Source organism: Streptomyces sp. NPDC020965, from assembly GCF_044333555.1.
Taxonomy (GTDB): Bacteria; Actinomycetota; Actinomycetes; order Streptomycetales; family Streptomycetaceae; genus Streptomyces.
On sequence record NZ_JBIRRE010000006.1, the window covers coordinates 414,119 to 440,102 of the forward strand.

27 protein-coding genes and 2 pseudogenes are annotated in these 25,984 nt (G+C 69.9%); 18 read left to right on the forward strand and 11 right to left on the reverse strand.

Features of this window, described 5'->3' with window-relative positions; all coding sequences use genetic code 11:
• Positions 1-6 precede the first annotated feature (6 nt).
• The 9 genes from ACH4S7_RS20880 to ACH4S7_RS20920 all read left to right on the forward strand — a co-directional run bounded on the left by ACH4S7_RS20880 (position 7) and on the right by ACH4S7_RS20920 (position 8,588).
• Complete coding sequence (locus tag ACH4S7_RS20880; RefSeq protein WP_398522701.1) at positions 7-294, forward strand: phosphopantetheine-binding protein; 288 nt, start codon at positions 7-9, stop codon at positions 292-294.
• Positions 291-1,403, forward strand: a complete 1,113-nt coding sequence (locus ACH4S7_RS20885) for an SDR family oxidoreductase (protein ID WP_398522702.1) — start codon at positions 291-293, stop codon at positions 1,401-1,403. Before ACH4S7_RS20880 ends, ACH4S7_RS20885 begins: the two co-directional genes overlap by 4 nt.
• Positions 1,400-2,407 carry a nucleoside-diphosphate kinase gene (locus ACH4S7_RS20890; protein ID WP_398522703.1) on the forward strand — a complete coding sequence of 336 codons (1,008 nt, stop codon included), beginning with the start codon at positions 1,400-1,402 and terminating at the stop codon, positions 2,405-2,407. The genes ACH4S7_RS20885 and ACH4S7_RS20890 overlap by 4 nt, the downstream gene beginning before the upstream one ends.
• Before the next feature lie 14 nt (positions 2,408-2,421).
• Positions 2,422-3,405 carry a ScbA/BarX family gamma-butyrolactone biosynthesis protein gene (locus tag ACH4S7_RS20895; RefSeq protein WP_398522704.1) on the forward strand — a complete coding sequence of 328 codons (984 nt, stop codon included), beginning with the start codon at positions 2,422-2,424 and terminating at the stop codon, positions 3,403-3,405.
• A complete protein-coding gene (locus ACH4S7_RS20900; RefSeq protein WP_398522705.1) occupies positions 3,402-4,040 on the forward strand; it encodes a nitroreductase family protein in 639 nt (212 codons plus the stop codon). Before ACH4S7_RS20895 ends, ACH4S7_RS20900 begins: the two co-directional genes overlap by 4 nt.
• The gene (locus ACH4S7_RS20905; RefSeq protein WP_398522706.1) at positions 4,028-4,945 is read left to right on the forward strand and encodes a UbiA family prenyltransferase; all 918 of its coding nucleotides are present in this window, start codon (positions 4,028-4,030) and stop codon (positions 4,943-4,945) included. The genes ACH4S7_RS20900 and ACH4S7_RS20905 overlap by 13 nt, the downstream gene beginning before the upstream one ends.
• Positions 4,942-6,258, forward strand: a complete 1,317-nt coding sequence (locus tag ACH4S7_RS20910) for an amidohydrolase family protein (RefSeq protein WP_398522707.1) — start codon at positions 4,942-4,944, stop codon at positions 6,256-6,258. The genes ACH4S7_RS20905 and ACH4S7_RS20910 overlap by 4 nt, the downstream gene beginning before the upstream one ends.
• Positions 6,255-7,118, forward strand: a complete 864-nt coding sequence (locus ACH4S7_RS20915) for an SAM-dependent methyltransferase (protein ID WP_398522708.1) — start codon at positions 6,255-6,257, stop codon at positions 7,116-7,118. Before ACH4S7_RS20910 ends, ACH4S7_RS20915 begins: the two co-directional genes overlap by 4 nt.
• A gap of 273 nt (positions 7,119-7,391) precedes the next feature.
• Positions 7,392-8,588: a macrolide family glycosyltransferase gene (locus ACH4S7_RS20920; RefSeq protein ID WP_398522709.1), complete on the forward strand. Its 1,197-nt coding sequence runs from the start codon at positions 7,392-7,394 to the stop codon at positions 8,586-8,588.
• On the opposite strand, the gene ACH4S7_RS20925 is transcribed toward ACH4S7_RS20920, so the two are convergent.
• From ACH4S7_RS20925 to ACH4S7_RS20935, 3 genes are all read right to left on the reverse strand, one after another.
• Positions 8,580-8,729: a hypothetical protein gene (locus ACH4S7_RS20925; protein ID WP_398522710.1), complete on the reverse strand. Its 150-nt coding sequence runs from the start codon at positions 8,727-8,729 to the stop codon at positions 8,580-8,582. The genes ACH4S7_RS20920 and ACH4S7_RS20925 overlap by 9 nt on opposite strands.
• Positions 8,730-9,220: 491 nt before the next feature.
• Complete coding sequence (locus tag ACH4S7_RS20930) at positions 9,221-9,637, reverse strand: hypothetical protein (protein WP_398522711.1); 417 nt, start codon at positions 9,635-9,637, stop codon at positions 9,221-9,223.
• Between the two features lie 116 nt (positions 9,638-9,753).
• Positions 9,754-11,133, reverse strand: a complete 1,380-nt coding sequence (locus tag ACH4S7_RS20935; protein ID WP_398522712.1) for a hypothetical protein — start codon at positions 11,131-11,133, stop codon at positions 9,754-9,756.
• A gap of 744 nt (positions 11,134-11,877) precedes the next feature.
• Between ACH4S7_RS20935 and ACH4S7_RS20940 the strand changes: the two genes are divergently transcribed.
• Positions 11,878-12,312 carry a VOC family protein gene (locus ACH4S7_RS20940; RefSeq protein WP_398522713.1) on the forward strand — a complete coding sequence of 145 codons (435 nt, stop codon included), beginning with the start codon at positions 11,878-11,880 and terminating at the stop codon, positions 12,310-12,312.
• 69 nt (positions 12,313-12,381) lie between these two features.
• Here the strand turns inward: ACH4S7_RS20940 and ACH4S7_RS20945 are convergent.
• A pseudogene (locus ACH4S7_RS20945) lies at positions 12,382-12,782 on the reverse strand (hypothetical protein).
• A gap of 129 nt (positions 12,783-12,911) precedes the next feature.
• Here ACH4S7_RS20945 and ACH4S7_RS20950 point away from each other — a divergent pair.
• The gene (locus ACH4S7_RS20950) at positions 12,912-13,385 is read left to right on the forward strand and encodes a VOC family protein (RefSeq protein WP_398522714.1); all 474 of its coding nucleotides are present in this window, start codon (positions 12,912-12,914) and stop codon (positions 13,383-13,385) included.
• Between the two features lie 124 nt (positions 13,386-13,509).
• Here the strand turns inward: ACH4S7_RS20950 and ACH4S7_RS20955 are convergent, their stop codons facing one another.
• From ACH4S7_RS20955 to ACH4S7_RS20965, 3 genes are all read right to left on the reverse strand, one after another.
• Positions 13,510-14,241 (reverse strand): poly-gamma-glutamate hydrolase family protein, encoded by a 732-nt coding sequence (locus ACH4S7_RS20955; protein WP_398522715.1) that lies wholly within the window; start codon positions 14,239-14,241, stop codon positions 13,510-13,512.
• Positions 14,242-14,658: 417 nt separating this feature from the next.
• A complete protein-coding gene (locus ACH4S7_RS20960) occupies positions 14,659-15,165 on the reverse strand; it encodes an NUDIX hydrolase (RefSeq protein WP_398522716.1) in 507 nt (168 codons plus the stop codon).
• 99 nt (positions 15,166-15,264) lie between these two features.
• Positions 15,265-15,858, reverse strand: a complete 594-nt coding sequence (locus ACH4S7_RS20965; protein ID WP_398522717.1) for a TetR family transcriptional regulator — start codon at positions 15,856-15,858, stop codon at positions 15,265-15,267.
• Between the two features lie 85 nt (positions 15,859-15,943).
• Here ACH4S7_RS20965 and ACH4S7_RS20970 point away from each other — a divergent pair, with 85 nt between their 5' ends.
• Entirely contained in the window at positions 15,944-16,792 is an 849-nt protein-coding gene (locus tag ACH4S7_RS20970; protein WP_398522718.1) for a methyltransferase domain-containing protein, read from the forward strand.
• Between the two features lie 342 nt (positions 16,793-17,134).
• On the opposite strand, the gene ACH4S7_RS20975 is transcribed toward ACH4S7_RS20970, so the two are convergent.
• Entirely contained in the window at positions 17,135-17,500 is a 366-nt protein-coding gene (locus tag ACH4S7_RS20975; RefSeq protein ID WP_398522719.1) for a hypothetical protein, read from the reverse strand.
• Between the two features lie 371 nt (positions 17,501-17,871).
• Between ACH4S7_RS20975 and ACH4S7_RS20980 the strand changes: the two genes are divergently transcribed.
• The 3 genes from ACH4S7_RS20980 (at position 17,872) to ACH4S7_RS20990 (ending at position 20,998) form a co-directional block, all read left to right on the forward strand.
• Positions 17,872-18,828 carry a GlxA family transcriptional regulator gene (locus ACH4S7_RS20980; protein WP_398522720.1) on the forward strand — a complete coding sequence of 319 codons (957 nt, stop codon included), beginning with the start codon at positions 17,872-17,874 and terminating at the stop codon, positions 18,826-18,828.
• Positions 18,829-18,934: 106 nt separating this feature from the next.
• Positions 18,935-19,933: a type I glyceraldehyde-3-phosphate dehydrogenase gene (gene gap, locus ACH4S7_RS20985; RefSeq protein ID WP_398522721.1), complete on the forward strand. Its 999-nt coding sequence runs from the start codon at positions 18,935-18,937 to the stop codon at positions 19,931-19,933.
• Between the two features lie 432 nt (positions 19,934-20,365).
• Positions 20,366-20,998, forward strand: coding sequence for a GNAT family N-acetyltransferase (locus ACH4S7_RS20990; RefSeq protein ID WP_398522722.1), 633 nt, complete (start codon positions 20,366-20,368; stop codon positions 20,996-20,998).
• A gap of 286 nt (positions 20,999-21,284) precedes the next feature.
• Here the strand turns inward: ACH4S7_RS20990 and ACH4S7_RS20995 are convergent, their stop codons facing one another.
• The 3 genes and pseudogenes from ACH4S7_RS20995 to ACH4S7_RS21005 form a co-directional block, all read right to left on the reverse strand.
• Positions 21,285-21,512 carry a DUF5133 domain-containing protein gene (locus ACH4S7_RS20995; protein WP_398522723.1) on the reverse strand — a complete coding sequence of 76 codons (228 nt, stop codon included), beginning with the start codon at positions 21,510-21,512 and terminating at the stop codon, positions 21,285-21,287.
• Positions 21,513-21,708: 196 nt separating this feature from the next.
• Entirely contained in the window at positions 21,709-22,248 is a 540-nt protein-coding gene (locus ACH4S7_RS21000; RefSeq protein WP_398522724.1) for a DinB family protein, read from the reverse strand.
• 250 nt (positions 22,249-22,498) lie between these two features.
• Positions 22,499-22,684: pseudogene (locus ACH4S7_RS21005) on the reverse strand (dihydrofolate reductase family protein); the annotation flags it as partial.
• Between the two features lie 183 nt (positions 22,685-22,867).
• On the opposite strand from ACH4S7_RS21005, the gene ACH4S7_RS21010 reads away from it, so the two are divergent.
• The 3 genes from ACH4S7_RS21010 to ACH4S7_RS21020 all read left to right on the forward strand — a co-directional run bounded on the left by ACH4S7_RS21010 (position 22,868) and on the right by ACH4S7_RS21020 (position 25,707).
• Positions 22,868-23,710: a hypothetical protein gene (locus ACH4S7_RS21010; RefSeq protein WP_398522725.1), complete on the forward strand. Its 843-nt coding sequence runs from the start codon at positions 22,868-22,870 to the stop codon at positions 23,708-23,710.
• Between the two features lie 111 nt (positions 23,711-23,821).
• Positions 23,822-24,352, forward strand: a complete 531-nt coding sequence (locus ACH4S7_RS21015) for a carboxymuconolactone decarboxylase family protein (protein ID WP_398522726.1) — start codon at positions 23,822-23,824, stop codon at positions 24,350-24,352.
• A gap of 80 nt (positions 24,353-24,432) precedes the next feature.
• Positions 24,433-25,707 carry an MFS transporter gene (locus tag ACH4S7_RS21020; RefSeq protein ID WP_398522727.1) on the forward strand — a complete coding sequence of 425 codons (1,275 nt, stop codon included), beginning with the start codon at positions 24,433-24,435 and terminating at the stop codon, positions 25,705-25,707.
• Positions 25,708-25,984 lie beyond the last annotated feature (277 nt).

A 25,984-nucleotide genomic window follows, 5' to 3' on the forward strand; every position in this document is an offset into this window, starting at 1 on the left:
GGAACGTTGACATCCCCTACGGACCCGCCCCGACCGATCGAGGACGAGGCGCGGAGCAAGGTGTACGCGATCGTCGGCGCGATGGCGCCCGCCACGGGTGTCGAACTGGCCGACGACACCCGGCTGGTCACCGATCTGGCCTATGACTCGCTCCGGCTCATCGAGCTGACGATGGCACTCGAACAGGGCTTCGGCCTACCGGAACTCGCCCCGGAGGACGCCGCCGCGGTCAGCACGCTCGGCGACGTCGTGCGCCTGGTGACGGCGGCGCGGCGACAGGAGGCGGCCCGATGAGGCCGCTGCGGGTCCTGGTGACCGGCGCGGCCGGGCTGATCGGCGCGGAGGTCACCGCCCGGCTAGCGGCGGCCGGGCACGAGGTGACCGCCCTGGTCCACGACAACCCGGTGCTGGTGGGCAATGACGGCACTCCCCTCGACGCCGCCGTCGGACGGGTACGCGGCGATGTCACCCGGCCCCGGCTCGGTCTGTCCGATGCCGGGTACGGCGCGCTGGCCGACGGCGGTGTCGACCGGATCGTGCACTGCGCCGCGATCACCGACTTCGGTCGTCCCGAGGCGGACTACCGGACGGTCAACGTCGACGGCACCGCGCGCGTCGTCGAGCTGGCCCGCGTCAGCGGCGCCCGTCTCGTGCATGTCAGCACCGCCTATGTGTGCGGTGAGCGCGACGGACTGATCCTCGAAACGGAACCGGACGACGACCAGCGGCCCGCCGGTGCCTACGAGGCCAGCAAGCTCCGGGCCGAGATGCTGGTGCGCGGGGCCCGGGCCGACGGAGTACGGGCCGCGGTGGTGCGTCCCAGCATCGTCGTCGGCGACGGGCGGACCGGTGTGGTGCGCGACTACAAGAACATCTACGTCGTCCTCAAGCTGGTCACCGAGGGCAGGGTCCGCTCCATCCCCGGCCAGTACGAGGCGCGGCTCGATCTGGTGCCCGTCGACCACGTGGCGGACGTCACCACCCGGATCACCGAGCGGTTCGACGAGGCGGCGGGCCGCACCTTCCACGCGGTGGGCGCGGCGCTGACCCTGCGGGACTTCTCCGATGTGATGGCGGAGTACCCCTCGTTCCACGTGCCGCGGTTCGTCCCCCCGACGAGCTTCGACGCGCGACGGCTACCGCCCCGGGAACGGCCGTACTACGAGCGGGTCGTCGCACTGTATGAGAGCTACTTCCGCCGCCGGATGACGTTCGACGACTCCCACACGGCAGCGCTCGGCGCCCCGAGGCCCGGGAACGGTCAGGACCTCCTGCGCGGGCTGATCGACCACTGCCTGGATGCGGGCTACCTGGGCGCACCGCTGGCCGATGTCACCGATGTGCTGACCGGGCTGGACATCACGGGACCGGACACCACCGTCATGGACGGAGCAGGCCGATGACAGAAGGCACCGCGGACGGCGGTCCGTTCGGCGACGACGTCTCCCCCGCCCTCAGCTGCGATCCCCACAAGCGCGCCCTGTTCGCCTCGGACACCTACTTCCTGGAGAGTCTCGAACAGCTCGGCGCCCTCACCGCCGACGTGAACGGCTTTCTCCACCGGCACGCCGTGCTGCTGCTCAAGCCCGACGCGGTGGTCAGCAGGCGGATCCCGGCGACGGTCGACTGGTTGACCGCGGAAGGTTTCCGGATCGTGGCCGCGGAGCGCACCCGGCTCAGCCGTACCGTCGTGCGGTCACTCTGGTACTACCAGTGGAATCTGGCCACCCCGCACCGGCGCCGTCTCGCCGACATGTTCCTGGACTCCTGCGACGCGGTGGTGCTCGTCGTGCGCCCGGTGGTGGAAGAGGACGACGCCGTGCCGGCGTCGGTCGTCATGACCGAGCGCAAGGGCCCGACGGACCCCCTGGCCAGGGTTCCCGGCCAACTGCGATATGAGCTAGGCCGGTACAGCTACCTGCTCAACCTCGTTCACACCCCGGACGAACCAGCCGACGTCGCACGGGAGTTGGGCATCCACTTCGACACGGCCCAGCGGGAGCACGTCTACTCCTGCGCGCTGGCGGGCGAGGACCGTTCGGGGCGGGCGCGCGAACTGGCCGAGCAGCTCCACACCGAGGTGCCACGGCGGGACCTCACCTTCGGGCCGGCGGCGGAACGGCTCAAGCGGGCCGTCGCGGAAGCGGAGAAGTCGCCGCTCCCCCCGGCGATCCGGGACGAGCTGCGCGCGGCTCGGCTCGCCGCCCGCTCCCCCGACGGCTACCCGAGGCTGCTGGAAGCCGTCCGGCTGGCCGGGCTTTCGCCGGACACCTGGGACGTGGTGATCGTCGGCACCCATGTCCTGCCGATGAAGCGCAAGGGACTGGTCCCCGTACTCGACGGGGTCGGCGTGCCCGACTGGCGGCTCCACCTGGCGTGGCTCGCGGCCGGGCAGCCCGCCAGGTAACAGGGAGGAGAAGCATGGACACGGTGGAATTCAGCCGTACGGTACCCAGGGAGCTCGTCCACCGGTCGAGTGTCACGGAGGTGTTCGTCACCGGCGCGGTCGCCCGGGACGAGGACACCCTCGACGTCGGAGTGCAGATACCCCGCTCCCATGCCTTCTACCGGGACACGGTGGGATGCCGTCATCTCTACGACCCGATGGTGCTGGTGGAAGCGGCCCGGCAGACACTCATCATGCTGGGGCACGAGCTGTTCGGCATGCCGTTCGGTACGAAGTTCATCCTGCGCGAGATCGCGCTGCGCGACACGGACATGACCGCGCTGACGGTGCGCGGCGTGCCCACCGAGGTGGTGCTGCGCTGCCGTGTGCTGCGCCGGTTCGGTGATCGGACGACTGTGCGGGGAGCGCGGCTGTGTTACACCGCGCTGATCGGCGACCGCGCGGCGGCGACGCTGGAGTGCAGCGAGTCCTGGGTGTCGGCCGACCAGTGGCAGGTGATGCGCGACGAGGGGAGGGCGACTCTGGGGCTGCCGCCGCATCTGGTGACCGGCGCCCCCGAGCCGCAGCCGCGGGTCAGGGCGGGCCTGGTCGACCGCCGGGACGCCGCCAACGTGGTCATCTCCGCGTTCCGGCTCGCGCCCGGCGGGGTCGGGACCGCGCGGCTCGTCGTCGACACCGGCCACCCCGTGCTGTTCGACCACTTCGTCGACCATGTCCCCGGGATGCTGACCCTTGAGGCGTTCCGGCAACTGAGCATCGCCACCGCCGTCGCCACCGGGGCGCTGCCGTCGGCGTCGGCCCTGCTCACCGGGGTGGGTGGGCGGTTCACCGGGATCGGTGAGCTGCATCTGCCGCTCACCTGCGAGAGCGTCCTGGTCGAAGGCGACGGGACGAGCGCCGTCCTGCGCTGCGCCATGCGGCAGGACGGGCGCACCGTCGCCACGGGCGAAGTGCGCCTGACCAGGGTCGGCACCGAGACGGAAGCGCGGACGGAATGACGGCCGGCCCCGTCAGCCTCGACATCGACGGCCTGCTGACCCGTACTCCCACCGTCCGCCACCGACTCGACCTGTCCAGACCGGTCCCCCGGCCGCTGATCGCCCAGTGTCTCCAACTCGCCCTGCACGCGCCCAATGGGGGAAACCGGCAGAATTGGCGGTTCCTGGTGATCGACGATCCGGAGACGAGGGCGGGGATCGCGCTCCACTACCGGGCCGCGTCGGATGCCTATCTCGCCGCCACGCCCCCCGAGGCGTTGAGCGAGAAGGCCGTGGCCGGGGTGCGCCACCTGGCCGACCAGTTGCACCGGGTACCCGTGCTCGTGCTGGCCGGGATCCGCGGCCGGCTGCCCCACGACGCCACGCTCGCCCAGCAGTCCGGCTTCTTCGGGTCCGTCTACCCGGCGCTGTGGAGCTTCATGCTCGCCGCCCGCAGCCGTGGCCTGGGCACCGCGCTGACCACGGCGCACCTCGCCCACGAACGTGAGGTGGCGGCGCTGGTCGGTATCCCCGCCGACGCGTTCACCCAGGTCGCCCTGGTCGCCGTCGGGTACACGACGGGAGACTGCGGCTTCCGACCCACCCCGCGGCAGCCGCTCCACGACGTGGTGTCCTGGAACGGGTGGCGGAGTTGACGGGCACCCCGAGCCTCTCCCGGGCGCCGGCCCGGCTGGGCCGTTTCGTCCTGCGGATGTTCCGCCCGCGGATCTATGTCACCTACGGCGTGCTGTGGACGGTGGCGCTGGAGGGCACCGCCGAGAAGATGTCGGGGACCACCGGGGCGTGGACGCCCTCCTGGTCGACCGTGGTGCGCGCGGCGAGCGTGGTACTGGCACTGCTGTTCGCCCGGATGGTCGACGAGCAGAAGGATCTGGCGTACGACCGGCGGCACCATCCGGACCGGCCGCTGGTGACGGGCGCCATCACGGTCGCGGAGTTGCGCGGCGCGATGGCGCTGATCACCGTCCTCGTCGTCGTGCTCAACACGCCGGTCTCGGTGTTCTCGGTGCTGCTGATCCTGCTCGGCCTGGGATACACGCTGTTCCTGGTCGCGCTGGAACGCCGGTTCCCGCGCGTCGGCGAGGGCCTGCTGCTCGGTCTCGTGGTCAGCCTTCCGGTGCAGGTGCTGCTGTCGGTCTACCTCTACGGCTCCCTGCTGGCCCAGGGCGAGATCGACGCCGATCCGCGGGCCGTGCCGCTGGTGGCCATGTTCGTCTGCGTCTTCCTCCAGTTCGAGTTCGCGCGGAAGACCGAGTGGCGGCGGGATCCGCGGGCGCGGCTGTACTCGCAGGTGTTCGGCCCGCGCGGCAGCGCGGTGATCAGTCTCGGTCTCGCCGTGGGTGCCGTGGTGCTGGCACTGGTGTTGCTGGGGAGGGCGGGCCTGCCGGCGACGGCCGCCCTCGTCTTCCCCGCGCTCGGCGCCTGGCGCTTCCTCCTGCGCAGGCGGCCGGCTGGGCTGATGCTCCCGGCGACGGGCTTCGTGCTCTTCTTCTACCCGCTGTGTCTCTACGGGTCCACGACCATCGGAATCGGTTGGTGAGCCGGGTGCGACGGGTGCTCATCGAGGGAGTACGGATCTTCGACGGGGAGTCGGTGGCGGGCCACGGCTCGGTGGAGTTCGCCGGCGGGGTCATCACACGCGTCGTCACGGATCCCGCACCGAGGCCGCCGGTGTCGTGCGAGGTGATCGACGGAACAGGTCTGACCCTGCTGCCGGGGCTGATCGACGCCCACACCCATGTGTTCGGCGCCGAGAGCAACCTCGAACTGGCCCTGGCCTTCGGTGTGACGACCGAACTGGATATGTTCATGGGACCGCCGGAGGCCACCCGGTCCCTGTGCGAGCTGGCCGGCCGGCGCGACGACCTCGCCGATCTGCGCAGCTCGGGGCTGCTGGCGAGCGCGCCCGGCGGGCACCCCGGTGTCACCATGCCGCTGCTGCCGACCGTTGCCGGCCCCGATCGGGCGGACGCCTTCGTGGCGGCCAGACAGGCGGAGGGCGCTCACTTCATCAAGATCATGGTGGACGACGGCGCGAACCATGGAATGTCGCTGCCCGCGCTGGACCGGGCGACGGTGACGGCACTCGCCGACGCCGCGCGCCGACGGGGGCTCCTCACCGTGGCCCATGTGTCTGCCGTATGGTCCGCGCGGCTCGCCCTCGACAGCGGTGTGGACACGCTGACACACCTCCCGCTGGAAGCGGCTCTGGACGAGGCGTTCGCCCGCCGGGCGGCGGCTGGCGGGCGCGCCGTCATCCCCACCCTGGCGATGCTGGAGCTGTCCGCGCCCCGGCCCTCCCCCGCGCTCTGCGCCGGACGGTCCCTGGCACACGACCCACGGATCGCCGACCATCTCCCGGAGCAGGCCCGTACCGCGATCGCGGAGGGCCATGAGGGACTGTGTGTGGAGCGCCCCTCACCCGGACACCGCTTCCGCCACGCCCTGTCGAGCGTGGCCCGCCTGCACCGGGCGGGTGTGCCCGTCCTGGCGGGAACCGACTCCAACCACCGGCCGGACCGCGCCTGCCCGGTCGTCCACGGCGCCGCTCTGCACGCCGAGTTGGCCCTGCTCGTCGAGGCGGGTCTGACTCCGGCGCAGGCGCTCGCCGCGGCGACCTCGGCGCCGGCAGCCCACTTCGGTCTCGCCGACCGCGGGGTGATCGCGCCGGGGCGCCGCGCGGACCTGGTACTCGTCGCGGGCGACCCCACGGAGGACATCACCGCCACCCGGTCGATCGAGGCGATCTGGCGGAGCGGTGTCCGCTTCGATCGCGAGGCGCACCGCAGGCGCGTCACCTCAGGAGCGGCGACGGAACGAGCGGCGCCCCGGACGAAGCGGAGAACGCCATGACCGAGGGACCCGGACTTCTGGCCGGTGTCAGCAGCACCGCGCTGGTCGTGGGCATGGCCCGCGCGACCGAGAGCCGACGGGCTGACCGGTTGTTCGAGGACCGGCTGGCCGGCCGATTCCTCGACGCGGCGGGCCGTGCGCGGCGGGCGGTGTGGAACGAGGGGACGGGCGAACAGTTCATGGCGGCCATGGGCGACTACTTCGCGCTGCGCACCCGGTACTTCGACGACTACTTCGGCCGGGCGTGCGCGGCGGGCTGCCGCCAGGTCGTCCTGCTCGCGGCCGGCCTGGACACCCGCGCCCTCCGGCTGGAGTGGCCGACCGGGACACACCTGTTCGAACTGGACCGGCCCGATGTGCTCGCCTTCAAGGAACACGTCCTGCGGGGCGAAGTACCCCGCTGCCGGCGTGAGGTGATCGCGGCGGATCTGTGCGAGGACTGGCCCGTACTCCTGGCCGCGCACGGTTTCCGTGCGGATGAGCCGACGGCCTGGCTGGTCGAGGGGGTGCTGGTCTACCTGACCGCGGACGAAGCGGACACCCTCATGGGCCGGATCAGCGCGCGGTCGGCACCGGGCAGCCGTCTCGCCGTGGAGCACGTCACCCGGGCGATGGTCGCATCGGACCGGGCGAAGGAGGCGGCGGCGGCCTCGCCGGAGGGCGTCGTGAACCTGCTCTCCTCGCTGTGGAAGAACGAGATGACGCGTCCGCCGGGCGACTGGCTCGCCGCCCACGGCTGGAGTGCCACGGAAGAACCGCTCACGGAGCTGGCGGGGCGCCATGACCGCCGCGTCCCCCCGGCCTTCGACCCGGCACTGCCCGGAACGGGCCGCGTCAGCCTGCTGACGGCCGTCCGGTGAGAGCGCGGCCCCGGACTGTACGCGCCATGCCCAGACGCCCCGGACCGTACGCGCCGTATCCGGCCGACCGACACCCGTGCGCTCCGCCCGATCAGGCCCCCCCCCGTGAACCGCGCTCCCCCCTCCGCGGAGACCGCCTCGCCACCGGCCGGCCGGGAACCCCCCGCGGCCACCGATCTGGGGTCCCTGCGCGTGGGACGACGGGGCGACCGCCCGGGGGTCTCATCGGCCTCCCCCACTCCTCCCGGACCACCTCACCCGCTAAGGACACCCATGCCCGGCCACATCCTCGTACTCAACATTCCGGCCCAGGGGCACATGCGGCCCGCGCTGGCGGTCACCGAGCAACTCGTCCGGCGGGGGCACCGCGTCAGCTTCCTGACGTCGGCGGGCTTCGAGCCCGCTGTGAAGGCCACCGGCGCCACCGCTCTCCGCTATGAGAGCCTGCTGAGCGAGGCGCTGAACCCCGGGCAGTACAAGACGCTCACCTCGGACGTACTGGCCTGGTCGGCCGTGCTCTTCCTCCAGGAGAGCACCCGGCTGGTGGCACTGGCCCAGCGGCTCTTCGCCGACGACGTGCCGGATCTGGTGCTGTACGACATGATCGTCGCCCCTGCCGGCCGAGCCCTGGAACAACTCTGGGACCGACCCGCGGTGCAGTCCACCCCCTCGATGGCGTCCAACGGCCACTACTCGCAGGTACGCGCGGTCCAGGAGCTGTCCGGGGTGGCCGACGAGCACCCGGCGGTGGTCGAACTGCTCAGCCGGGCGGCGGAGTTCGCGGCCGAGCTGGGCATCACCGCCTCACCGGGAGAGCTGGTGGACTGGGGCGCGGAGCAGAGCCTGGTCTACACGCCCCGGGAGTTCCAACCGTTCGGGGAGACCTTCGGGGAGGAGACGACGTTCGCCGGCCCCTGTCTCTCCACGGAGTACGCCGGACAGACCTGGCGGGTGCCCGGGGACGGACCGCCCCTCGTGGTGGTCTCGATGGGCACCCTCTACAACCAGCAGCCGGACTTCTTCTCCCTCTGTGCCCGCGCCTTCGAGGGCCAGCCGTGGCGAGCGGTGATCACCGTGGGCAACGGCTCGGACCCCCGGGAGCTGGGTCCGCTCCCGCCGAACGTCGAGGCCCACCGGTGGATTCCCCAGCTGGCGGCGGTGCGGCGGGCCGATGTCTTCGTCACCGGTGCGGGGCTGGGCAGTCTGATGGAGTCGCTCTACGCGGGCACGCCACCGGTACTGGTCCCTCAGGTGCCGGAGACCCGGGTGCTCTCACGCAGGGCGGTGGAGCTGGGGCTCGGCACCCTCCTGGAGCCCACGGAGATCACGGAGGAGACACTGCTGGCAGCCGTGTGCGAGACGGCCGCGGACGAGGGGCTGCGCGAACGGGTCCGGCGGATGACCGGGGTGATGGAACGGGCCGGAGGCGCCGTACGGGCCGCGGAGGCGCTGGCGGCCCGACTACCGTGACCGGGCGACCGCGCCACTGCCGTGCACGCCCTCATGGATGCCCTGGACGCCCGGCAGTGGCAACCGGTGCGCCAGTAAGACCTTGAGGGCACAAGCAAGGAAGCGCTGGTCGTGCCGGTTCTTCCGGATCTCGAAGTCCATCGCATCTCCTGAGCTGGGGTGTTGCGACGACCACGAGAACTCAAGCACGCCGGGGGCTCCGCGCCTCCCCAAGGAACCCGCCGTGCCCACCTTCGACACCTGACGCGACCGGAGTCGCGGGGCATTCACTGACGCGCTCTCCCACTTCATGCCGGACTTCCGTGGTGCCGGGTGGAGGACGAACACCCCGGGCCCGTGGGCAGGGTGGCTGTGGCGAGACGCGTCCACCAGGCGACGGGCTGCCGGTATCGGGCCAGGCACGCGGCCGGTGTACCCGGGGGGGGACCGGTCCACTCGCACTCGAATGCGGTCTCGACCGTCTGCCCGGTCCGCATACGCGCGAGGGCGCGGGCGGCGACGGCACGACGCGCGGGAGTCGGGCCGGTGCCGGGGGCGGGGTCGGACAGGTGCAGCACCCGCACCGCGACGAGAGCGACACCCTCTCCCGCGGGCGGCGGGCGGGGGCGAGTTGGGCGGTGATCCAATGGGGGTTAAGATCTGGCGATCTCTTGCCTGAGCTGGCGGGTGAAGCGACGCAGAAGGTCCACCGTCTCGCGGAACTCGGCCCTGCGATCGTCCCTTCCTTCGGTGGGCCGGGTACTCCAGACCCGACGCGCGAGTGCATCGGCGAGATCGACGGTGTCGTCGGCACAGAGCAGGTAGAGGGCTGAGCGCGCTTGCTGCATCTGGTTCGCCAGTTCGTTGGCTCCGGGGCCGTCGTCACTGAGCTGTGCTTCCCTCAGGTAGTCCAGGAGTTGAACTACTGCCGTGTTGAAGCCGATTCCGGCTTTGAGCTTCTGTTCTCGGAGCCACATGCGGTCCTGTCGGCGCGCGGTGAACCACGCACCGAACAGGACCCCTATGAGGCCGATGGCGGCCCCGATGACCACGGACAGGGTGTCCCCCACGGTCAGCTCCCCCCGACGTCCATGACGTCAGGCTACAGAGGCGGTCGGAGCGGCCGCACTCGATGCGCATGGTCACATGCAAAGGGTTCGGTGATTCGATCGACACGGCCTGGTTGTCAGCGTGGACGCAGGGCTTCGGTGATGTCGTAGCGCATCGTGCGGAAGGATCTTCGCCACGCGACGACGCGCTGCGGGTCGCGGGCAGGTTCGCGCCACAGGCGTACGACGTTCGCTATGGGGTCGGGCAGCGGTTCGGCGCCACGGTCGGGGGTCTCGGCGCGGCCCCAGGCGAAGGTCCGTTGGCCGAGGCGATCCGGCGGGGTGTAGGGGTGGCGTTTCAGCCGGGTCACGGTGCCGCTGACGACATCGGCGAGCATCAAGGCATAGGAGGACCGCTCGGGTAGGGGGGTGCCGAGTGGCCGGGTGGCCCACTTCAGGGAGTCCGGCTCCCAGGCGATGACGACGCGGTCAGCCGCCAGAGCGTTGGCCAGGCTGCCCATCAACGCGACGAGGAAGGCGTCGTTGTGGCCGATGCTGTGCGGCAGGACGCGGATGGAGGTGAAGTAGGGGTGCGCAGCGCGCGTGTCGTTCACGATATGCAACTCGGAACGGAAAAGCTGCGGGCCGTTGGTGCGCAGCCGGTGTTCCCAGTCGGTGAGGATCTTGTGGTGGATGGCTTTGATGACGGCACCGTCCCGGCTGGGTCCGGAGAGGGTGTAGGGGCGCAGTGGCCAGTGATCGTCCGAGGCCGGGTCTTTGCCGGCCGCTGCGTCGTGGGTACGCTGCTCGGGGGTTTCGCCTCCCCGGTTCGCACCGTTGCGCTGGGCCCTTTGCTCGGCCCAGTCGATTTGTTTTCCGTGTAGTTCCAGCGGGGTTGGTCTGCCCACTGTGGTCGGGTGGAGTTTGGCGAGGCGCCAGGCGAGTCGGGCGGCGGCGAGTGCGTCTTCGCCCGGGCCACAACCCGCCTCATGTCGGACGCGGTAGTGCTGGCAGGTTGCTTCCAATGTGCGCGGGCCCGCGCGGCGGTCCAAGGCGCGGTCAATGACGTGCGGGTCGATGAGCGGGCCGGTCACCGCCAGCCCTTCGCCGAGGTGCCTGCGCATCTCCCGGTCCAGGGTGGTGAGGGCGGGGGCCAGGTCGAAGCCGATCACCGGGCGTTGTCCTGATCCTAAGGTGCCGGCCAGCCGGTTGGCGATGTCTCGGAGTGCCTGGGCGGCGGGTATCCCCTCGGCTTGGACCCGTGCGGTGGTGATGCCATGCCGAGCGGCCGCATCCGCGGGCACCGGGATACCTGGATCGATCAGGATGTCGATGTCGATGTCGGTGTCCGGGTTGGGCGAGACGAGGAACTTCACGGAGAGTGCAATGATTCTCGCCGTCTCGACGCCGCCGCCGGTGGTCGCGACGGCGATCGCACACAGCGGGCCGTCCGCCCAACTCGTCCTGTTGCAAGAAGTGGTGGCTGGGCGCGGCCTGTTACCGCGCCGCGCGCTCATCGTTTCGCCCCCGGCACCGGGAGGGCAGGCCGTCTGCTCATGCCGACGCATTATGCCGACGAAAACTGGACCGTGCCCCGCCATGTACGAACTGGCACTGCGGCTGGTCGGCATCGGGGATTCCAGGTGGTCTTCCGCCATGCCCGAGCCGTCAGCCGACAGGGCTGGGCGAAGATTCCCCGCACCGGGGGATGAAAGTCCGCCCACAGTAGCCGGGCCAGTTCTCACCGGCTCTCCGGGACCACGTGCCCGCCCGTCCTCGCCGACGAGTACTTACCCGTGATGAGCGGTCCCGGGTACCGATCGGGCATCCCGCCACGGCGTCGACTCCGCGAGTTCCGACGACCACAACTGCTCTACCAGCACCTCACGTACCGCCGTGGTGGGATCCGTTCTCACTCACCTACGAGGACGACGTCTCCGCCGTGCCCAGTGAGGTGTAGCGGCAGTCCGGCCGCGGGGTGCACGTAGGGTGCGTGCTGGCCAGTGTCCAGGCTGGCGGCGAGCTGCTCGATCACTGGCTGCCCGGCCGACCGGGCGAATGACAGTTCCGCACCACGGTGGTCTATCGCAGGGACCACGCGCGATTGCCCGCCAGCATGGCCCATTTCGGATCCATCTGATCAGTACGACACGCTCCGTCGGTGCCCAGCGGGTGGCCGGCGGCTTCTCGACGATCGCATCCATGATCAGCACGGCTTTATGGTCACAGTCCGCCGATTCGGGTCTTGGTAGGGTACGCCGATGTCAACGATCAAGCAGTTCCAAGTGACCTTCGACTGCGCGGAACCTGCGCGCCTAGCCGCTTTCTGGTGTGAGGTGCTGGGGTACGTCGTGCCGGCGGTCCCGGAGGGCTTTGCCACGTGGGAGGAGTATCACCGCTCACTGCCGCCCGAGGAGAAGGTGATCTACTTCGCTTGCACTGATCCCTCGGGAGTGGGTCCGCGCCTGCTCTTCCAGCGAGTTCCCGAAGGCAAGGTCGTCAAAAACCGGCTGCATCTCGATGTGCGGGCCGGTATCGGGCTCGTGGGTGAGGAGCGCCTTGCCACACTTGAGGCCGAGTGCGCACGACTGGTCGCGCTCGGCGCGGTACATGTGCGAACGATGCGTGCCGACGGCGAGAACGAGTCCTGCATAGTGATGCAGGACCTTGAGGGCAACGAGTTCTGCCTCGACTGAGCCTCCTCCGAGACCGAGAGGGCGGAGAGCCGCCTCCGGTGGGCCTCTCACGTCTCGCATGCGGCGCGGTTATCCCGTGAGAGCGAGGTTGTGCAGGCGGGCGACGCCGTGCATTGCGTGGTCCTCTCCCTTGCGGCGGCGGTGCGGCATCACGAGCCCGGTTCCTGGGTAGCCGCCATCAGCGATGGCCATCGTGTTGCCGACGGCGGCTTTGGCGCCGGACTCCGCCCAGGCCCGGCAGTCGTTACCCCGAACAGCCAAGCCAGTTGCCGCATCGTCAAGTTCGTCCGCCCGTACGCGGCGACCAGCGGCACCCCGTCCTCCAGCGGCAGCTTCCACAGCCGCCCCCGGGCCGGGGCGTCGGCACCCTCACGACGCAGATGTGTCACCAACTCGCCGAAGGCGCGGGGACTCAGCCCGGTACACGGGACCATCCAGGACGCCTCGGACGCCGTCGTCACACCTGACACGGTCGAGATCATCGCAGAGCGAGATCGCTTACGGGACAGCCACACCCGACAGTCGTAGGCATTAAGGAGCAGAGTGATCCCGTCCAGGGTCTCTGGGGCTGGCGCTGGTGGCGTGTCAGCGTGGTTCTCATGACAGAGATATGGCCCGAGCACCTGCTCGTCGGTGCCGTCCGCTTTGCACGGCCCACCGGCAGGTTCGACGATGTCCTCGCCTTCTACCGGGATGACCTATGCCTTCCCGTCATCGCGCTGTGGCGTGATCATGATGGATACGACGGTGTGGTGTTCGGTCTGCCCGGCACCGCGGTGCAGATGGAGATCACCCAGCACGGCACTCCGCCCAGCGTTCCCGAACCGAACCCCGAGAACCAGCTCGTGCTCTATCTGCGTGGCCCCGGCGCCAGGGACGCAGTCGCCGCCCGTCTGGCGGAACGTGGCCACCAGCCGGTGGAAGCAGCCAACCCTTACTGGCCGCGATACGGTGCCGTCCTGTTCAAAGACCCTGACGGCTGGATGGTCGTCCTCGCTCCGTGGGTGTTCGGCCAGGAGCCTGCGCCCGGGCCCTCTCTCGGACCAGTGGGCCCACCGGACCCCCCGCCCTGATCGGCCCACCCCCTGCACAGACGGCGTGCCCGTCTCCGTGTCCCCTTGTCCGAAACACCGCGCCTGTGCCCCAAAAGTGTTCTCCGGGGCACAGGCGCAGCAATGTGCTGGTTCTGCGCTTTCCTTACAACGATGAAGTGATGATGCCGCGTTCGTAGTCGTCGACGGCTTCACGTACGGCGGTGACAAAGCCGTTCCAGAAGTAGCCCTGATTGCCGGAGCCCACGCCAGCGGTGCTTCTACGGCTAGCAGCGGTGCCGATGTCGCCGAACATCGCCGCACGCAGAGGACGGGAGATCTCCAACTGGACGCCGAATCCGCAGCGGGTGCGGTTGACGATGTTCTCCGGGTCGTACCCGCCCTTGGACGCGCCGGGGTCTGCGTAGACCACTTCCACGGCCAGGGCGGGATTGCTGGCGCCGAGTTGGTACTGCTTGGCGAGAGCAGCCTTCATGTTCTTCTTCAGTTGAAGTCGCTTGCTGGGCTTCGTCGGGATGAGTTCGTTCAAGTTGGGGTTGCCCGGGTCCTCCGCGACGCCGCCGATGATGATCTTCCTGGCCAGCTCTCCCTCGTCGAATCCGTGCACGGAGACCGCGTACATGTTGCTGCCGCAGATATGCAGCGCGGCCGGGTCGTCACAGTGCGTGGAGGTGACATGAAGGTCCGTGGTGGGGTCGGTCAGTCCTTCGAACATCCAGTAGTCGCGCTGCGGCACGCCCTGCACCGGGGACGGAAGGGTCGCTCCCGGCCCTGTGAGGGTGTAACCGGCTATGGCGAGACACAGTTCGCTGGTGCCTTCCTCGATGCTTCCGCCGTGCGGCGCGATGATCGCCGTATTGCGGAAAGGCTCGCTCACGGGGTTCGCATTGTCGATGAGCTCAGCCGGGACGCTACGGCGGTAACGGCGTGCCCAGTTTCTTCCCTCCAGGTGAACCTTGCTGTTGAACAAATGGGTGTACGAGTCGTACATCTCCGGTGTGGGGGGCGTCGTGGCCGCCACGGCGGTCCGGCCACGGCCAGACAGATCGTTCAGCAGAGGAAGGCCGGCAAGGGCGGCTGCGGAGCCCAGGACAGTACGACGATTAGTGAGATTCATTATGTGATCATCTCCAATTCCCCATCCCCGCAGCAACCGTGGGCTTCGGCCACACCCATGGCCCTTTCTCTCGGGTGCGCAACTGACGGTTTCTCCCGTCGGCCGGTTCCCGGGGGCTGCGCGACCGGCCGAACCGATCCCTCTCCCTGACCGGGGGGCACGCGCTACAGGCGGCCCTCAGTGGTGCCAGGGCAGGTGAATCGGATCGGCGGGGGTGTGCCCCGTCGCGAGCTCGGCCGTCAAATGAGCCAAGCCGAAGGGATAGACGGTCTCGCTAGTGGCTGCCAGGTCAGCGAGGGGCCACCAGCGGTACCCGGCGTGGTACTTGCTCTCATTCGCTTCCTGCCCCGTCACATCAACCTGGTGAGTCGTGACACGAAGGTGAAAGAAGACATCCCGGAAGATCCCCTCAGCCCATCCGACATCTGCATAGCCGGAGGTCTCCGCGACGACCGGCCCCAGAGCCCCCGGCGCTACGGACAGGCCCGTCTCCTCGCGCAGTTCGCGGGCTGCCGCCTGCGCCAGGGTCTCCCCCTCTTCGACACCCCCGCCCGGCGTGCACCATCCGTGACCGTGCTCAGGGGCCTCTGGATCCATATGGAACTTCAGCAGGAGCAGGCGGTCCAGCTCATCGATCAACAGAACACGAGCGGAGTCACGACGAGTGCTTTCCTGAGCAGACATGCCGGCAGCGTAACCGGGGCGAAGCCAACAGGCCGTTGGGGGCTGCGCCCGGCCGAAATGCCGCCCAGCGCCCTGGTCGGGGGCGCTGGCCGATCCGGGCTACCGGGCATCTCCCAGCAGGACGGCCGTCAGCCGCCGGATCGTCTCCGCGGCCGCCGTGACGCTGTCGGGCGTACGTGTCAGCAGCAGGTGGTGGACGGTGCCGACGAGTGCGAGGGAGGTGGTGGCCGCATCGGTTCCCTCCGGGACCCGGCCCCCTTGCCGTTCCGCCTCCAGATACTCGGTGACCGATTCCTGGATGGCGGTGAAGCCCGGCGCGCCCGCCTCCAGCGCCCGCCGAGTGTGTGTCGAGGCACCGGGGCGGGTCATGGCCAGCCCGACGACCGCGGGATCCAAGGAGTCCAGCAGGGCGAGCGCCACCTCGGCGAGATTCCCCCCGACACTGCCCCGCCCCACCTTCGAGGCCAGCTCCCCGGCGTCGCGCGCACTGCGCGCGAACCGGTCCAGGACCAGCTCCGCGACGAACTCGTCGATGCCGGAGAAGTGTGTATGCAGCACCCCTTTGGCGCACTCGGCCTCGGTCGTGACCGCGCGGCTGGTCAGGGCGGCCGCGCCGTCGCGGGCGACGACCCGTTCGGCGGCCGCGAACAGCCGTTCACGCAGGTCAGGAATGGCCACTCCACGCGGTGACACAGGGACTCCCCCGATAGACGGTTGCCAGTATGGGCAAGCGCCCATACTATTTGGGCGCCCGCCCATTTTAGCTCGGAGGAACTCGATGGAACACGTGGTCAACACCGACCAGGCCCAGGCGTGGAACGGCTCCGAAGGGATGCAGTGGGCCCGTAACCAGGACCGCTGGGACGCCGTCAACGACGTCTTCAACGGGCCCCTGCTCGACGCCGCCGCCATCGGGACGCGGGAGCACGTGCTGGACGTCGGCTGCGGAGCCGGCCACACCACACGCCTCGCCGCCCGCCGGGCCACCGAAGGGCGGGCCACCGGCCTGGACCTGTCCGCCCCCATGCTGGAACGCGCCCGCGCGAGCGCCCGGGACGAAGGAGTGGCCAACACCTCCTTCACCCAGGGCGACGCCCAGATCCACCCCTTCACACCGGACACCTTCGACGTGGCCATCAGCCGCTACGGCGTGATGTTCTTCGCCGACCCGGTCACCGCCTTCGCCAACATCGCGAGCGCACTGCGCCCAGGCGGACGCCTGGCCTTCGTCTGCCCGGCGGAGCCCGAAGGCAACGAGTGGCTCCAGGCGTTCGCCACACTGCGCGACATCCTGCCCGTCGGAGAGTTCGGCGCCCCGGGATCACCCGGAATGTTCTCGCTCGCCGACCCGGAGCGCACCGTACAGATCCTGTCGGAGGCCGGGTTCGAGGCGACCCAGGCGGTACGTGTCCACGCAGACGGGGCATGGGGGCACGACGCCGAGGACGCCGCCGCGTTCCTGCTCGGATCCGGCCCCGGCCGCCACCTCCTCGACCAGGTCGGACCGGAGGAACAGCGACTGGCCCGCCGCACCCTCGCCGACACGCTCCGCCCCCACGAGAAGGGCGCCGCCGTCCTGCTGCGCAGTTCCTCCTGGCTGGTCACCGCAGACCGGCCAGCGCACTGACACCGTGGGCGGACACCGACCATGGCGGCGTGCCCGGCCCCGCGCCGTCGGTCAGCCGGCGTCGAAGGGACGGTGCTGTTCCTTCCGCCAGGCACTCGTTCGCGAGCTGAGGACCTGCCCACCGTCGGCTCATGGCCCCGGTGGGGCGCTGACCGGCCTCAAGGCGCCACTCCCCCCGCGACGTCCAGCCCCGCAACGTCGCAACAACCCCACGAGTCTGCCCCTCCTCCGCCATGGGACCCCTCATGTGTGGAGCAGCGCTGATCGTCTTGAGTGGGACGGGGTCGTGAAACGGCACGAACGACTTCAGTAGCGCACCAAACAGTTCAGTCGCCGGTGCAATCAGTGGGCCCGATCGTGTGGACGCGGGTCACAGCTTCGCGGACGACGAATGATCCGTACGTCATCGACGGTCGGCAAGGATGTCGGCATCTCGTCGGTGACCCAGGCGCACTCCAGGGCCGCCAAGGTGGCGCCCTCGTCAGTCCACACCAACAGCTCGCCGACGTACGCGCCTGACTGATCGTGAACATGAGCCTCGACGGGTACGAGGTCGGATGCCAGCACCGCGTGCTGCACAGGTTCGTGAACCCGCAGGTTGATGCTCACGGATTCGGGTGCCCAAATGCCCACCACCTCCGTCTGCTCCAACTGGCTCCGCAGCGCCGGAGCGCCGGAGAAGTCGGCCGAGAGGATGTACTCCAACACGCCTCGCTCAGGACCACTCAGCGGACGGGGTGTGACAGGTACGGGCACCATGCACTCATCATCCTCGCTCCACACCTTGACCATGACGGCTGGTGGTGGCTGGCCGCAGTGACATGCGGTTCGACCAGATGACGTCTGCATCGAGAAGTCACAACCCGGGGCAGAGGCCCGGGGCGCTGAGCAATTCAATTGCATACGGGCCCAGCCGAGAACTCGGTCACATCCTTCCCGATGTGACCGAGTTCTTGGAACCGAGTTCTTGAAGTGGCCCCGTGAGTGGTTGAGCCGGCCCGCAGGTGAGCCGAGACCCGCCCGGCGGGCACGCCCGGCTTTCGGCACCAGACCGATGCACCACCGCGTACCCTCTTCCCGTGTCTGCCCTGTCCCCACATCACGTCGCCGTCCTCGTGCTTGAGGGTGCGAAGCCTCTCGACGTCGGCATTCCCGCGCAGGTGTTCACGACCCGCGCGAGCATGCCGTACGAGGTGCGGGTGTGTGGTGCGGAATCCGGACTCGTGACCGGCGGTGACGGCCTGTCGTACTACGTCGCCCACGACCTCAACGCACTTGCGTGGGCTGACATCATCTTCGTCCCCGGCTACCGGTTCCCGGACCGCGACGACCCGCCACGGGCCGTCGTCGAGGCGCTGGTCGCCGCCCACGACCGGGGCGCGCGGCTCGCCGCCATCTCGACGGGCGCCTTCGCGCTCGCCGCCACGGGGCTGCTCGACGGCAAGCGCGCCACAACGCACTGGCACTACACACGGGCACTCGCGGCCAGGCATCCACTCGTCCGGGTCGACGAGAACGTGCTGTTCGTCGACGAGGGCAGCGTGCTCACCTCGGCCGGCGCCGCCTCCGGCATCGACCTGTGCCTGCACATCCTGCGCGGTGACCTCGGAGTGGCCGCCTCCAACCACGCGGCCCGACGTCTGGTCGCGGCCCCCTACCGCAGTGGCGGCCAGGCCCAGTACGTGCCGCGCAGCGTCCCCGAGCCGCTCGGCGAACGGTTCGCCGACACCCGTGAGTGGGCGCTGCACCGGCTCGGCGAGCCCCTCACCCTCGACATACTGGCGCGACGGGCGGGGGTTTCGCCGCGCACGTTCTCCCGGCGCTTCGTCGAGGAGACCGGCTACACACCGATGCAGTGGGTCATGCGTGCCCGCATCGACGTGGCCCGCGAGCTGCTGGAGCGTTCACAGCGCAGCGTCGAACAGATCGCCGCCGACGTCGGGCTCGGCACCAGTGCGAACCTGAGGCTGCACTTCCGGCGCATCCTCGGCACCACGCCAAGCGAGTACCGGCGCACCTTCACCCGGGGCGAGTAACCCGCCGGCACCGTGTGGCGGGATCCTTGTGAACCGTGGCGATCCCGCCACTGTCAGCGGCGCCAGCCGCGGGCGAGTCTGGTGAGGAAGGGAAGGGACATCACTCATGACTCGTATCGCCATCAACGGATTCGGCCGCATCGGACGGAATGTGCTGCGCGCACTGCTGGAGCGGGACAGCGACCTTCAGATCGTCGCCGTCAACGACCTGACGGAGCCAGCCGCGCTCGCCCGACTGCTCGCCTACGACAGCACTGCGGGCCGGCTAGGGCGCCCGGTGACCGTCGACGGGGATGTCCTCGTCGTCGACGGCCGGCGGATCACGGTGCTCGCCGAGCGCGAACCGGCGCGGCTGCCGTGGGCCGAACTCGGCGTCGACGTTGTCTTGGAAGCCACCGGCCGCTTCACCTCGGCCACGGCTGCCCGCGCTCACCTCGACGCGGGCGCGAAGAGGGTGCTCGTCAGCGCGCCGGCGGACGGCGCCGATGTCACGCTCGCGTTCGGCGTCAACACCGATGCGTACGACCCGGCCGAGCACACGATCGTCTCGAACGCCTCGTGCACGACCAACGCGCTCGCCCCGCTGGCCAAGGTGCTCGACGATCTTGCCGGTATCGAGCACGGCTTCATGACGACGGTGCACGCCTACACGCAGGAGCAGAATCTGCAGGACGGTCCGCACCGCGACGCCCGCCGCGCCCGCGCCGCCGCTGTCAACATCGTGCCGACCACGACCGGCGCCGCCAAGGCGATCGGCCTGGTGCTGCCGAACCTCGACGGCAGGCTGTCGGGCGACTCGATCCGCGTACCGGTGCCGGTGGGCTCGATCGTCGAACTCAATACGACCGTCGCCCGCGACGTGACACGCGAGCACGTCCTAGCGGCGTACCGCGCCGCGGCCGAGGGGCCGCTCGCCGGCGTACTCGAGTACTCGGACGACCCGCTCGTGTCGTCCGACATCACGGGCAATCCCGCCTCGGCGATCTTCGACTCGGCCCTCACCCGCGTCGACGGCCGCCACATCAAGGTGGTCGCCTGGTACGACAACGAGTGGGGCTTCTCAAACCGCGTGATCGACACGCTGGAACTCCTCGCCAGCAGGTGACCGGAAGCCCGGGCGGCGCTCCCGCGGAGGCCGCGCCGCCCAGCACCTCGGGTGAACGCTCTGGCGGGTAGGAGACGCGTGTGTCTCTACCTCACGGTGGGGAGCGGAGACTCCTCGGGCCGCGTCGGCGGCGGGAAGGCAACCCAGGAGTCGTCTCGGGTAGATCCTCGGAGAGTTCGATCCGGCCGCCGGATCAGCGTCAGCCTGGGACCGCCTCGGTATCCGGTCCCAGGCACCATGCGCCGGCGACCCTCCGGTGTCACTCTGACGGAGAGTCACTGCCATGTCGGCGCTACCGTCAGCGCAACCTGGCGGCCCCCAGGCCGGCGCGCTGGAAAACCGGTTGCGGGGACCCCGGCCCCTGCTTGATCGTTTCTCCCGGCCGTTCCTTCGGCGCGGCCCGCCCACCCCCGACCGAGGAGCAGGACCTTCATGACACCCCCCGGCACCGGCGCCCCTGCCTCCCGTGCCCCCGGCCTCGTACGCCCCGCGACCCCCGCGGACATCCCCGCCGCCGTCCGCACCCTGGCGAGCGCATTCGCGGACTATCCGTACACCCGGCATGTGGTGGCTGCCGACGGACACGAAGAGCGGGTACGACGGCTCCAGGAGCTGTTCCTCACCCGGATCGCCATGCCGTACGGCCGGGTGTGGGTCGGCGGGGAGGGGCGCGCCGTCGCCGTGTGGACCACCCCCGAGAAGGACCCTGCACCCGGGTTCGCCGAGGTCGGACCGCTGATCGCGGAGTTGGCGGGCGACCGGGCGGCGGCCTACGAAGCGGCGGAGAGTTCCGTGGAACCGCACCGCCCCCAGGAGCCCGTGTGGCTTCTCGGCGCTGCCGCGGTGGACCCCGGATCGCAGGGCCAGGGGCTGGGCGCTGCCGTGATCCGTCCCGGCCTGGCCGCCGCCGACCTGGCCGGGCAGCCCTGCTACCTGGAGACCGCGACCGAACGGAATGTCCGGCTGTACGAGCGGCTGGGCTTCCGGACCACCGCGGAAGTACCGAGTGCTGACGGTGGCCCCCGCGTGTGGTGCATGCGCCGCGAGCCGAACGTCCACGGCTGACAGGGGTCCCACGAGCGCACCCTCGACCGCTTCACCTCGAATCCGGCAGTGCCCCCGCCCCCGCCAGCGTCCAGCGCGCTGCCGGGGGGGCAGGCTGTCGTCACGGGTGGCGGTCCGAGCCGGACGATGTCCAGCACGGGCGGGTGCCGCGCCGCGCGGTCGGCAAGGTGCGGATCGACGGCTGACCGAGGGACGCGGCCCACTCGTCCGCGCCCTCCGAGTCGCCCCATCCGCCTGGAGGCGTAGCAGAGGCCGGATGCCCAAGGCCGGACAGGCGCTGCGGGGTTCAGGCAGTGAGGACGGAGTCGTCCTCAGGGCGGGCGCCGGGGAGTCGGTGGCGGGCGGCGATGAGGGCCGCGTCGATGTCCTGGGTGCCGGTGGACACGCACAGGGTGTAGGCGACGTCGCTCATCCGCTGGCGCGCTCCGGGCGTGCGGCCCTGTGGGTCGAGCAGGCGCAGCGTCTCGTACTCATCGACCAGCCGGGACAGTACGACGGGGTGTGCCATGAGCATGGGTACTCCTCCTGTGCGCCGACGTCGGCTGCGTCTTCTGCCGGTCCGGCTGCCCACTGGCCGATGGGATACACCCACCGCGGCGATCTCTGCGGGCGTTGTGTCCTCGTCCGGCGAGGAACACGGGCCGGCCGGGTTCAGCGGCCGGTGACCGGAGACGGGCGGCAGGGCCGCCTGGTAGCAGGGCGTCCACCTGTCATTCCCCGGCGCGCAGTGCGGATGCGGCACGCAGCAGCCGCATCTGGCCGATCTCCGCGACGTTCTTCATGAGTTCGGCGTTCACCCAGGTCACCGTATGAGCGACGGTACGCTCCGGGTCGTTCCCCCACGGAAGCATCGAAGGGCGGTCGAGATCGGCTTCAGTGAGCTGGTCCAGCCCGTTCAGCCAGGCTTCCCGAAGGCCGCGCAGCCATTCGACCGTCGAGTCCCCCGGTCCCGGCCACACGATGTCCGCACGCTCACGGGGTGTCCGGCCGCACACCTGGTCAGTGGCCACGCTCAGCCACCATCCAAGGTGCCAGCTCACCCAGCCAACAGTGGGGACGGGCACTGGATCCGGCTCTGTCTCCGCCCAGTCCGGAACCCAACGGCCCTCGGCGTCCTGGCGAACGGTCCAGCACTCAGCGGCCGGCTCCCACAGGAAGTCCCCCGGCTCCAGACGCTCCAGGTGGTACTCGAACAACGACCAGGTCAGCTCGAACTGCCAGCGCAACAGATCACATCGAGGAAGACTCACCCCGCGAATCTGGCACAGAGGCGAAGCACCCGCAAAGCAATATCCCCACACCGGGAATCCGCATATGCCGATGTTGCAGCCGCTGCGTATGGGTTCCGCACCGGCGCTTCTGGCGGCGGTGCACCGAAGGTCACGACGAGTCATGGGGCTGCGGCTTCGGGCACACCGCCCACACCTCACGGTCTGGACGGCCGCCCTCGGCTCCCCCGGACGGCCCAGCCGGCATCAGCAACTTCTCCAGCAAGGTCTGGCGCGCCACGCGGTGGCGGAGGTAGGCGACGCCTGAGCTGAAAGTGCGGGTCTCGACGAGTTCGGGGTCTACCCGGCGCTCGCGTCGGGGAAAGACCGGAATGCCACCGCCGACCAGCACCGGGGAGACCCCGGCCCGGTACTCGTCGATCAGATCCGACGCGGCCGCCTCGACAGCGAGGGTCGCGGGTTCCGCTCGGATCTCGCCATCCCACACGAAGATCAGTACGACGGACGGCGATCTTTCAGAACACGGCCGAGAAGTCGAAGCATGCCCTTGCGGGAATACCCCCGGGGGGTATGCTGTTCCCTGGATGCGGACAACACCAGAAGACACATCCCCAGCACGCACCACACAGGTGGAGACACGATGAAGAACGATTCAGGCCACGACATGACCAACCACAGCGGCCACGGCGGCGCTCGTCCCGGCGGGCTGTCGGTCTCCGAGAGCGGGTACACCCTCGAACTCGACTCGACGATCCTTTCCGCCGGGGTACAGACGGTCACCTTCCGGGTGACCGGTCCCGACGGACAGCCGGTGACCGAGTTCACGCCCGAGCACGAGAAGAAACTGCACCTCATCGCCGTCCGGCGCGATACGACCGGCTTCCAGCACGTGCACCCGGTGATGGACGAGAGCGGCACCTGGAGCATCAAGCTGACCCTGGAACCGGGAGACTGGAGGATCTTCGCCGATATCCACCCGACCGGCCACCACGAGGCCATGACGCTGGGGATCGACGCCTCGGTCGCGGGACAGTACGACCCGCAGCCCCTTCCGAAGGACACCCGCACCGCGCACGCCGGCGAGTACACCGTCACCCTCGGCGGCGAACTCGTGCCCGGTGAGGCGAGCGACCTGACACTCACCGTCAGCCGCAACGGGCGGCCTGTCACCGACCTGCAGCCCTACCTGGGCGCGTACGGGCACCTGGTGGCGCTGCGGGTCGGGGACCTGGGCTACCTCCACGTCCACCCGGAGGGCGAGCCCGGGGACGGCACCACCGAGCCGGGGCCCGAGATCACCTTCATGGCCGCCGCGCCGTCGGGCGGCACCTACCGCCTCTACCTGGACTTCCAGCACGACGACGTCGTTCGGACGGCCGAATTCACGGTGCGGACCACCGCGTCAGCCGCTGACTCGGACACGGCGTCCCAGGCCGCACCCGAGCACACGAGCCACCACCACGGCGACCACGCACACCACTGACCGCATGAACCTCACTGACCAGCCATCGCGGTGTACGGCGCGGCCGAGGAGCGCTCGACTCGTCGCGCGCTCCTCGGCCCCCGGCACCACCTCACGTCGAAAAGGACCGTCATGCCCCGCCTGACCCGACTCACGCCCGATACAGCGGTCGGCGCCTCGCGCGACCTCCTCGCCGAGTTGGTCTCCCGACACGGCCAGACCGGTGACATGGTCTCCACCATGGCGCACTCGCCGGCCGTCCTGGGCGGCTACCTCCAGCTCAGCCGGGCCATGGGACGAGCCAAGCTCAACCGTAAGATCAGCGAACGAATCTCGATCGCCATCCAGGTCCAACAGGGCTGCGGACTGTGTCTCGACGCTCATGTCAGCGCTGCCCGCGCGATGGGAGTGGACGAGGAGGAGATCGAGCGGGCCCGCGCGGGCAGCTCGGCCGATCCCGCGATCGCGGCGATCATCGCCCTCGCCCTCCAGGTCTACCGCGAGCCGACGTCGATCACTGACGAGCAGGTCATCGCGTTGCGTGAGCACGGCTACAGCGACCGCGCGATAGCCGACGTCGTCGGCATCGTCGCACTCAACATCCTCACCGGTGCCTTCAACCTGCTGGCCGGCCTCACACCGGAGAGCGGCACCGATGCGTAGGGACAACCCAGCCTCCCCCTGTGGGGCCCGGCCTCCGCCCCGAGGCCGCGCCCCGCCGCATGGACATGGAAGGAACAGCCATGCGTCTGTTCGCCATCCGCGACTACCGGCACCTGTTCAGCGCCCAGATCATCGCCCTCTTCGGTACCGGGCTGACCACCGTGGCCCTCGGCCTGCTCGCCTACGACCTCGCCGGCCCACGCGCCGGCACGGTCCTCGGCACCGCCCTGACCGTCAAGATGGTCATGTACGTGGTCATAGCTCCGCTCGTCGCCGCGTACGTCGACCGCTTCCCCAGAAGAACCCTCCTGGTCCTCCTCGATGTGGTGCGCGCCGCGGTCGTCCTGGCACTGCCGTTCGTCACCGAGATCTGGCACATCTACGTCCTGATAGGACTGCTGCAAGCCGCGTCCGCGGCGTTCACCCCGACATTCCAGGCCGTCATCCCCGACATCGTCGCCGATCAGTCCGACTACACGCGCGCCCTGTCCGCCTCCCAGGTCGCCTCCACCATGGAGAGCCTGCTCAGTCCGGTACTGGCAGCGGTCGCCCTGGCGTTCATGAGCTTCAACTGGCTGTTCCTGGGCACCTCCGTCGGATTCTTCATCTCAGCCCTGCTCGTCCTGTCGACGCGCATCCCGGATGCCCGCCCCAGTGCTCACACCCGGGCATGGGACAAGGCGGCGTCAGGGGTCAGGACATTCCTCAGGACACCGCGACTGCGCGGCGTCATGGCGCTCAATCTCGTGGTCGCGGCGGCAGGGTCGATCGTCGTCGTCAACACCGTCAACTACGTCCGTGACGAACTCAGCGGCTCACAGTCGGACGTCGCATGGATGCTCGCCGCCTCAGGCGGCGGAACCCTCCTGGCCGCCCTCGTATTGCCCCGCGTACTCGACCGAATCTCCGCTCGCTCCGTCATGGTGACCGGTGCCGGGGTCCTGGTCGGCGGCACGATCGCCGCGGTGGCTCTCACCGCGGCCGGCCTGACCACCTGGACCGGTACGGCGATCGTCTGGACCATGATCGGCGTCGGAATGGCGCTGGTCATCACACCGACCGGAAACGTCCTGCGCGCCTCCGTCGAGCCGCGCGCGATCCCCGAGGCATTCGCGGCCCAGTTCTCCCTGTCACACCTGGCCTGGCTGATCACCTACCCCATCGCGGGATGGGTCGGTACCAACGCCGGCTTCGCTCTCGCCTGGTCCGTCCTCGCCGCCCTCGCCGGGGCGGGCGCCGTCGGTGCCCTTCTCCTGTGGCCACGCCACGACGGACGACGAGCTGTGACCGGGCCCGCAACGCCCGACCGGACCGCGCCCCGGATGGACAGGGCCGCCCTGTCCAAGGCCGCGTAGAACGCAGACCGTTCGCGTGGTGCACGTACACGCTGCTGGTCAGGCGTACGAGAAGGCCGTGACCGCCGCCCGCGCTGAGCGGGACGGCGGTCACGGCCTTCTCCTACGAGACCGCACGGGGCTTCAGCGAAGCCGTGTGCAGCGAGTCGGTCCCGGAAGCCGGACAGCACGCTCACCGTCGCGAGCCGGGCACGGGAGCGGTCCCGATCAACCGTCAGGCTGGTACGGGGAGGTGGGATCCCCAGCCCTGGCGGAGTCGCCCCGGCGGTGGCGAGCA

Coding starts and splice junctions, on each gene's coding strand:
- ACH4S7_RS20885 (WP_398522702.1), top strand. CDS start 291: ATGAGGCCGCTGCGGGTCCTGGTGACCGGCGCGGCCGGGCTGATCGGC.
- ACH4S7_RS20890 (WP_398522703.1), top strand. CDS start 1,400: ATGACAGAAGGCACCGCGGACGGCGGTCCGTTCGGCGACGACGTCTCC.
- ACH4S7_RS20895 (WP_398522704.1), top strand. CDS start 2,422: ATGGACACGGTGGAATTCAGCCGTACGGTACCCAGGGAGCTCGTCCAC.
- ACH4S7_RS20900 (WP_398522705.1), top strand. CDS start 3,402: ATGACGGCCGGCCCCGTCAGCCTCGACATCGACGGCCTGCTGACCCGT.
- ACH4S7_RS20915 (WP_398522708.1), top strand. CDS start 6,255: ATGACCGAGGGACCCGGACTTCTGGCCGGTGTCAGCAGCACCGCGCTG.
- ACH4S7_RS20920 (WP_398522709.1), top strand. CDS start 7,392: ATGCCCGGCCACATCCTCGTACTCAACATTCCGGCCCAGGGGCACATG.
- ACH4S7_RS20925 (WP_398522710.1), bottom strand. CDS start 8,729: ATGGACTTCGAGATCCGGAAGAACCGGCACGACCAGCGCTTCCTTGCT.
- ACH4S7_RS20935 (WP_398522712.1), bottom strand. CDS start 11,133: ATGAGCGCGCGGCGCGGTAACAGGCCGCGCCCAGCCACCACTTCTTGC.
- ACH4S7_RS20940 (WP_398522713.1), top strand. CDS start 11,878: ATGTCAACGATCAAGCAGTTCCAAGTGACCTTCGACTGCGCGGAACCT.
- ACH4S7_RS20950 (WP_398522714.1), top strand. CDS start 12,912: ATGACAGAGATATGGCCCGAGCACCTGCTCGTCGGTGCCGTCCGCTTT.
- ACH4S7_RS20960 (WP_398522716.1), bottom strand. CDS start 15,165: ATGTCTGCTCAGGAAAGCACTCGTCGTGACTCCGCTCGTGTTCTGTTG.
- ACH4S7_RS20970 (WP_398522718.1), top strand. CDS start 15,944: ATGGAACACGTGGTCAACACCGACCAGGCCCAGGCGTGGAACGGCTCC.
- gap (WP_398522721.1), top strand. CDS start 18,935: ATGACTCGTATCGCCATCAACGGATTCGGCCGCATCGGACGGAATGTG.
- ACH4S7_RS20990 (WP_398522722.1), top strand. CDS start 20,366: ATGACACCCCCCGGCACCGGCGCCCCTGCCTCCCGTGCCCCCGGCCTC.
- ACH4S7_RS20995 (WP_398522723.1), bottom strand. CDS start 21,512: ATGCTCATGGCACACCCCGTCGTACTGTCCCGGCTGGTCGATGAGTAC.
- ACH4S7_RS21010 (WP_398522725.1), top strand. CDS start 22,868: ATGAAGAACGATTCAGGCCACGACATGACCAACCACAGCGGCCACGGC.
- ACH4S7_RS21015 (WP_398522726.1), top strand. CDS start 23,822: ATGCCCCGCCTGACCCGACTCACGCCCGATACAGCGGTCGGCGCCTCG.
- ACH4S7_RS21020 (WP_398522727.1), top strand. CDS start 24,433: ATGCGTCTGTTCGCCATCCGCGACTACCGGCACCTGTTCAGCGCCCAG.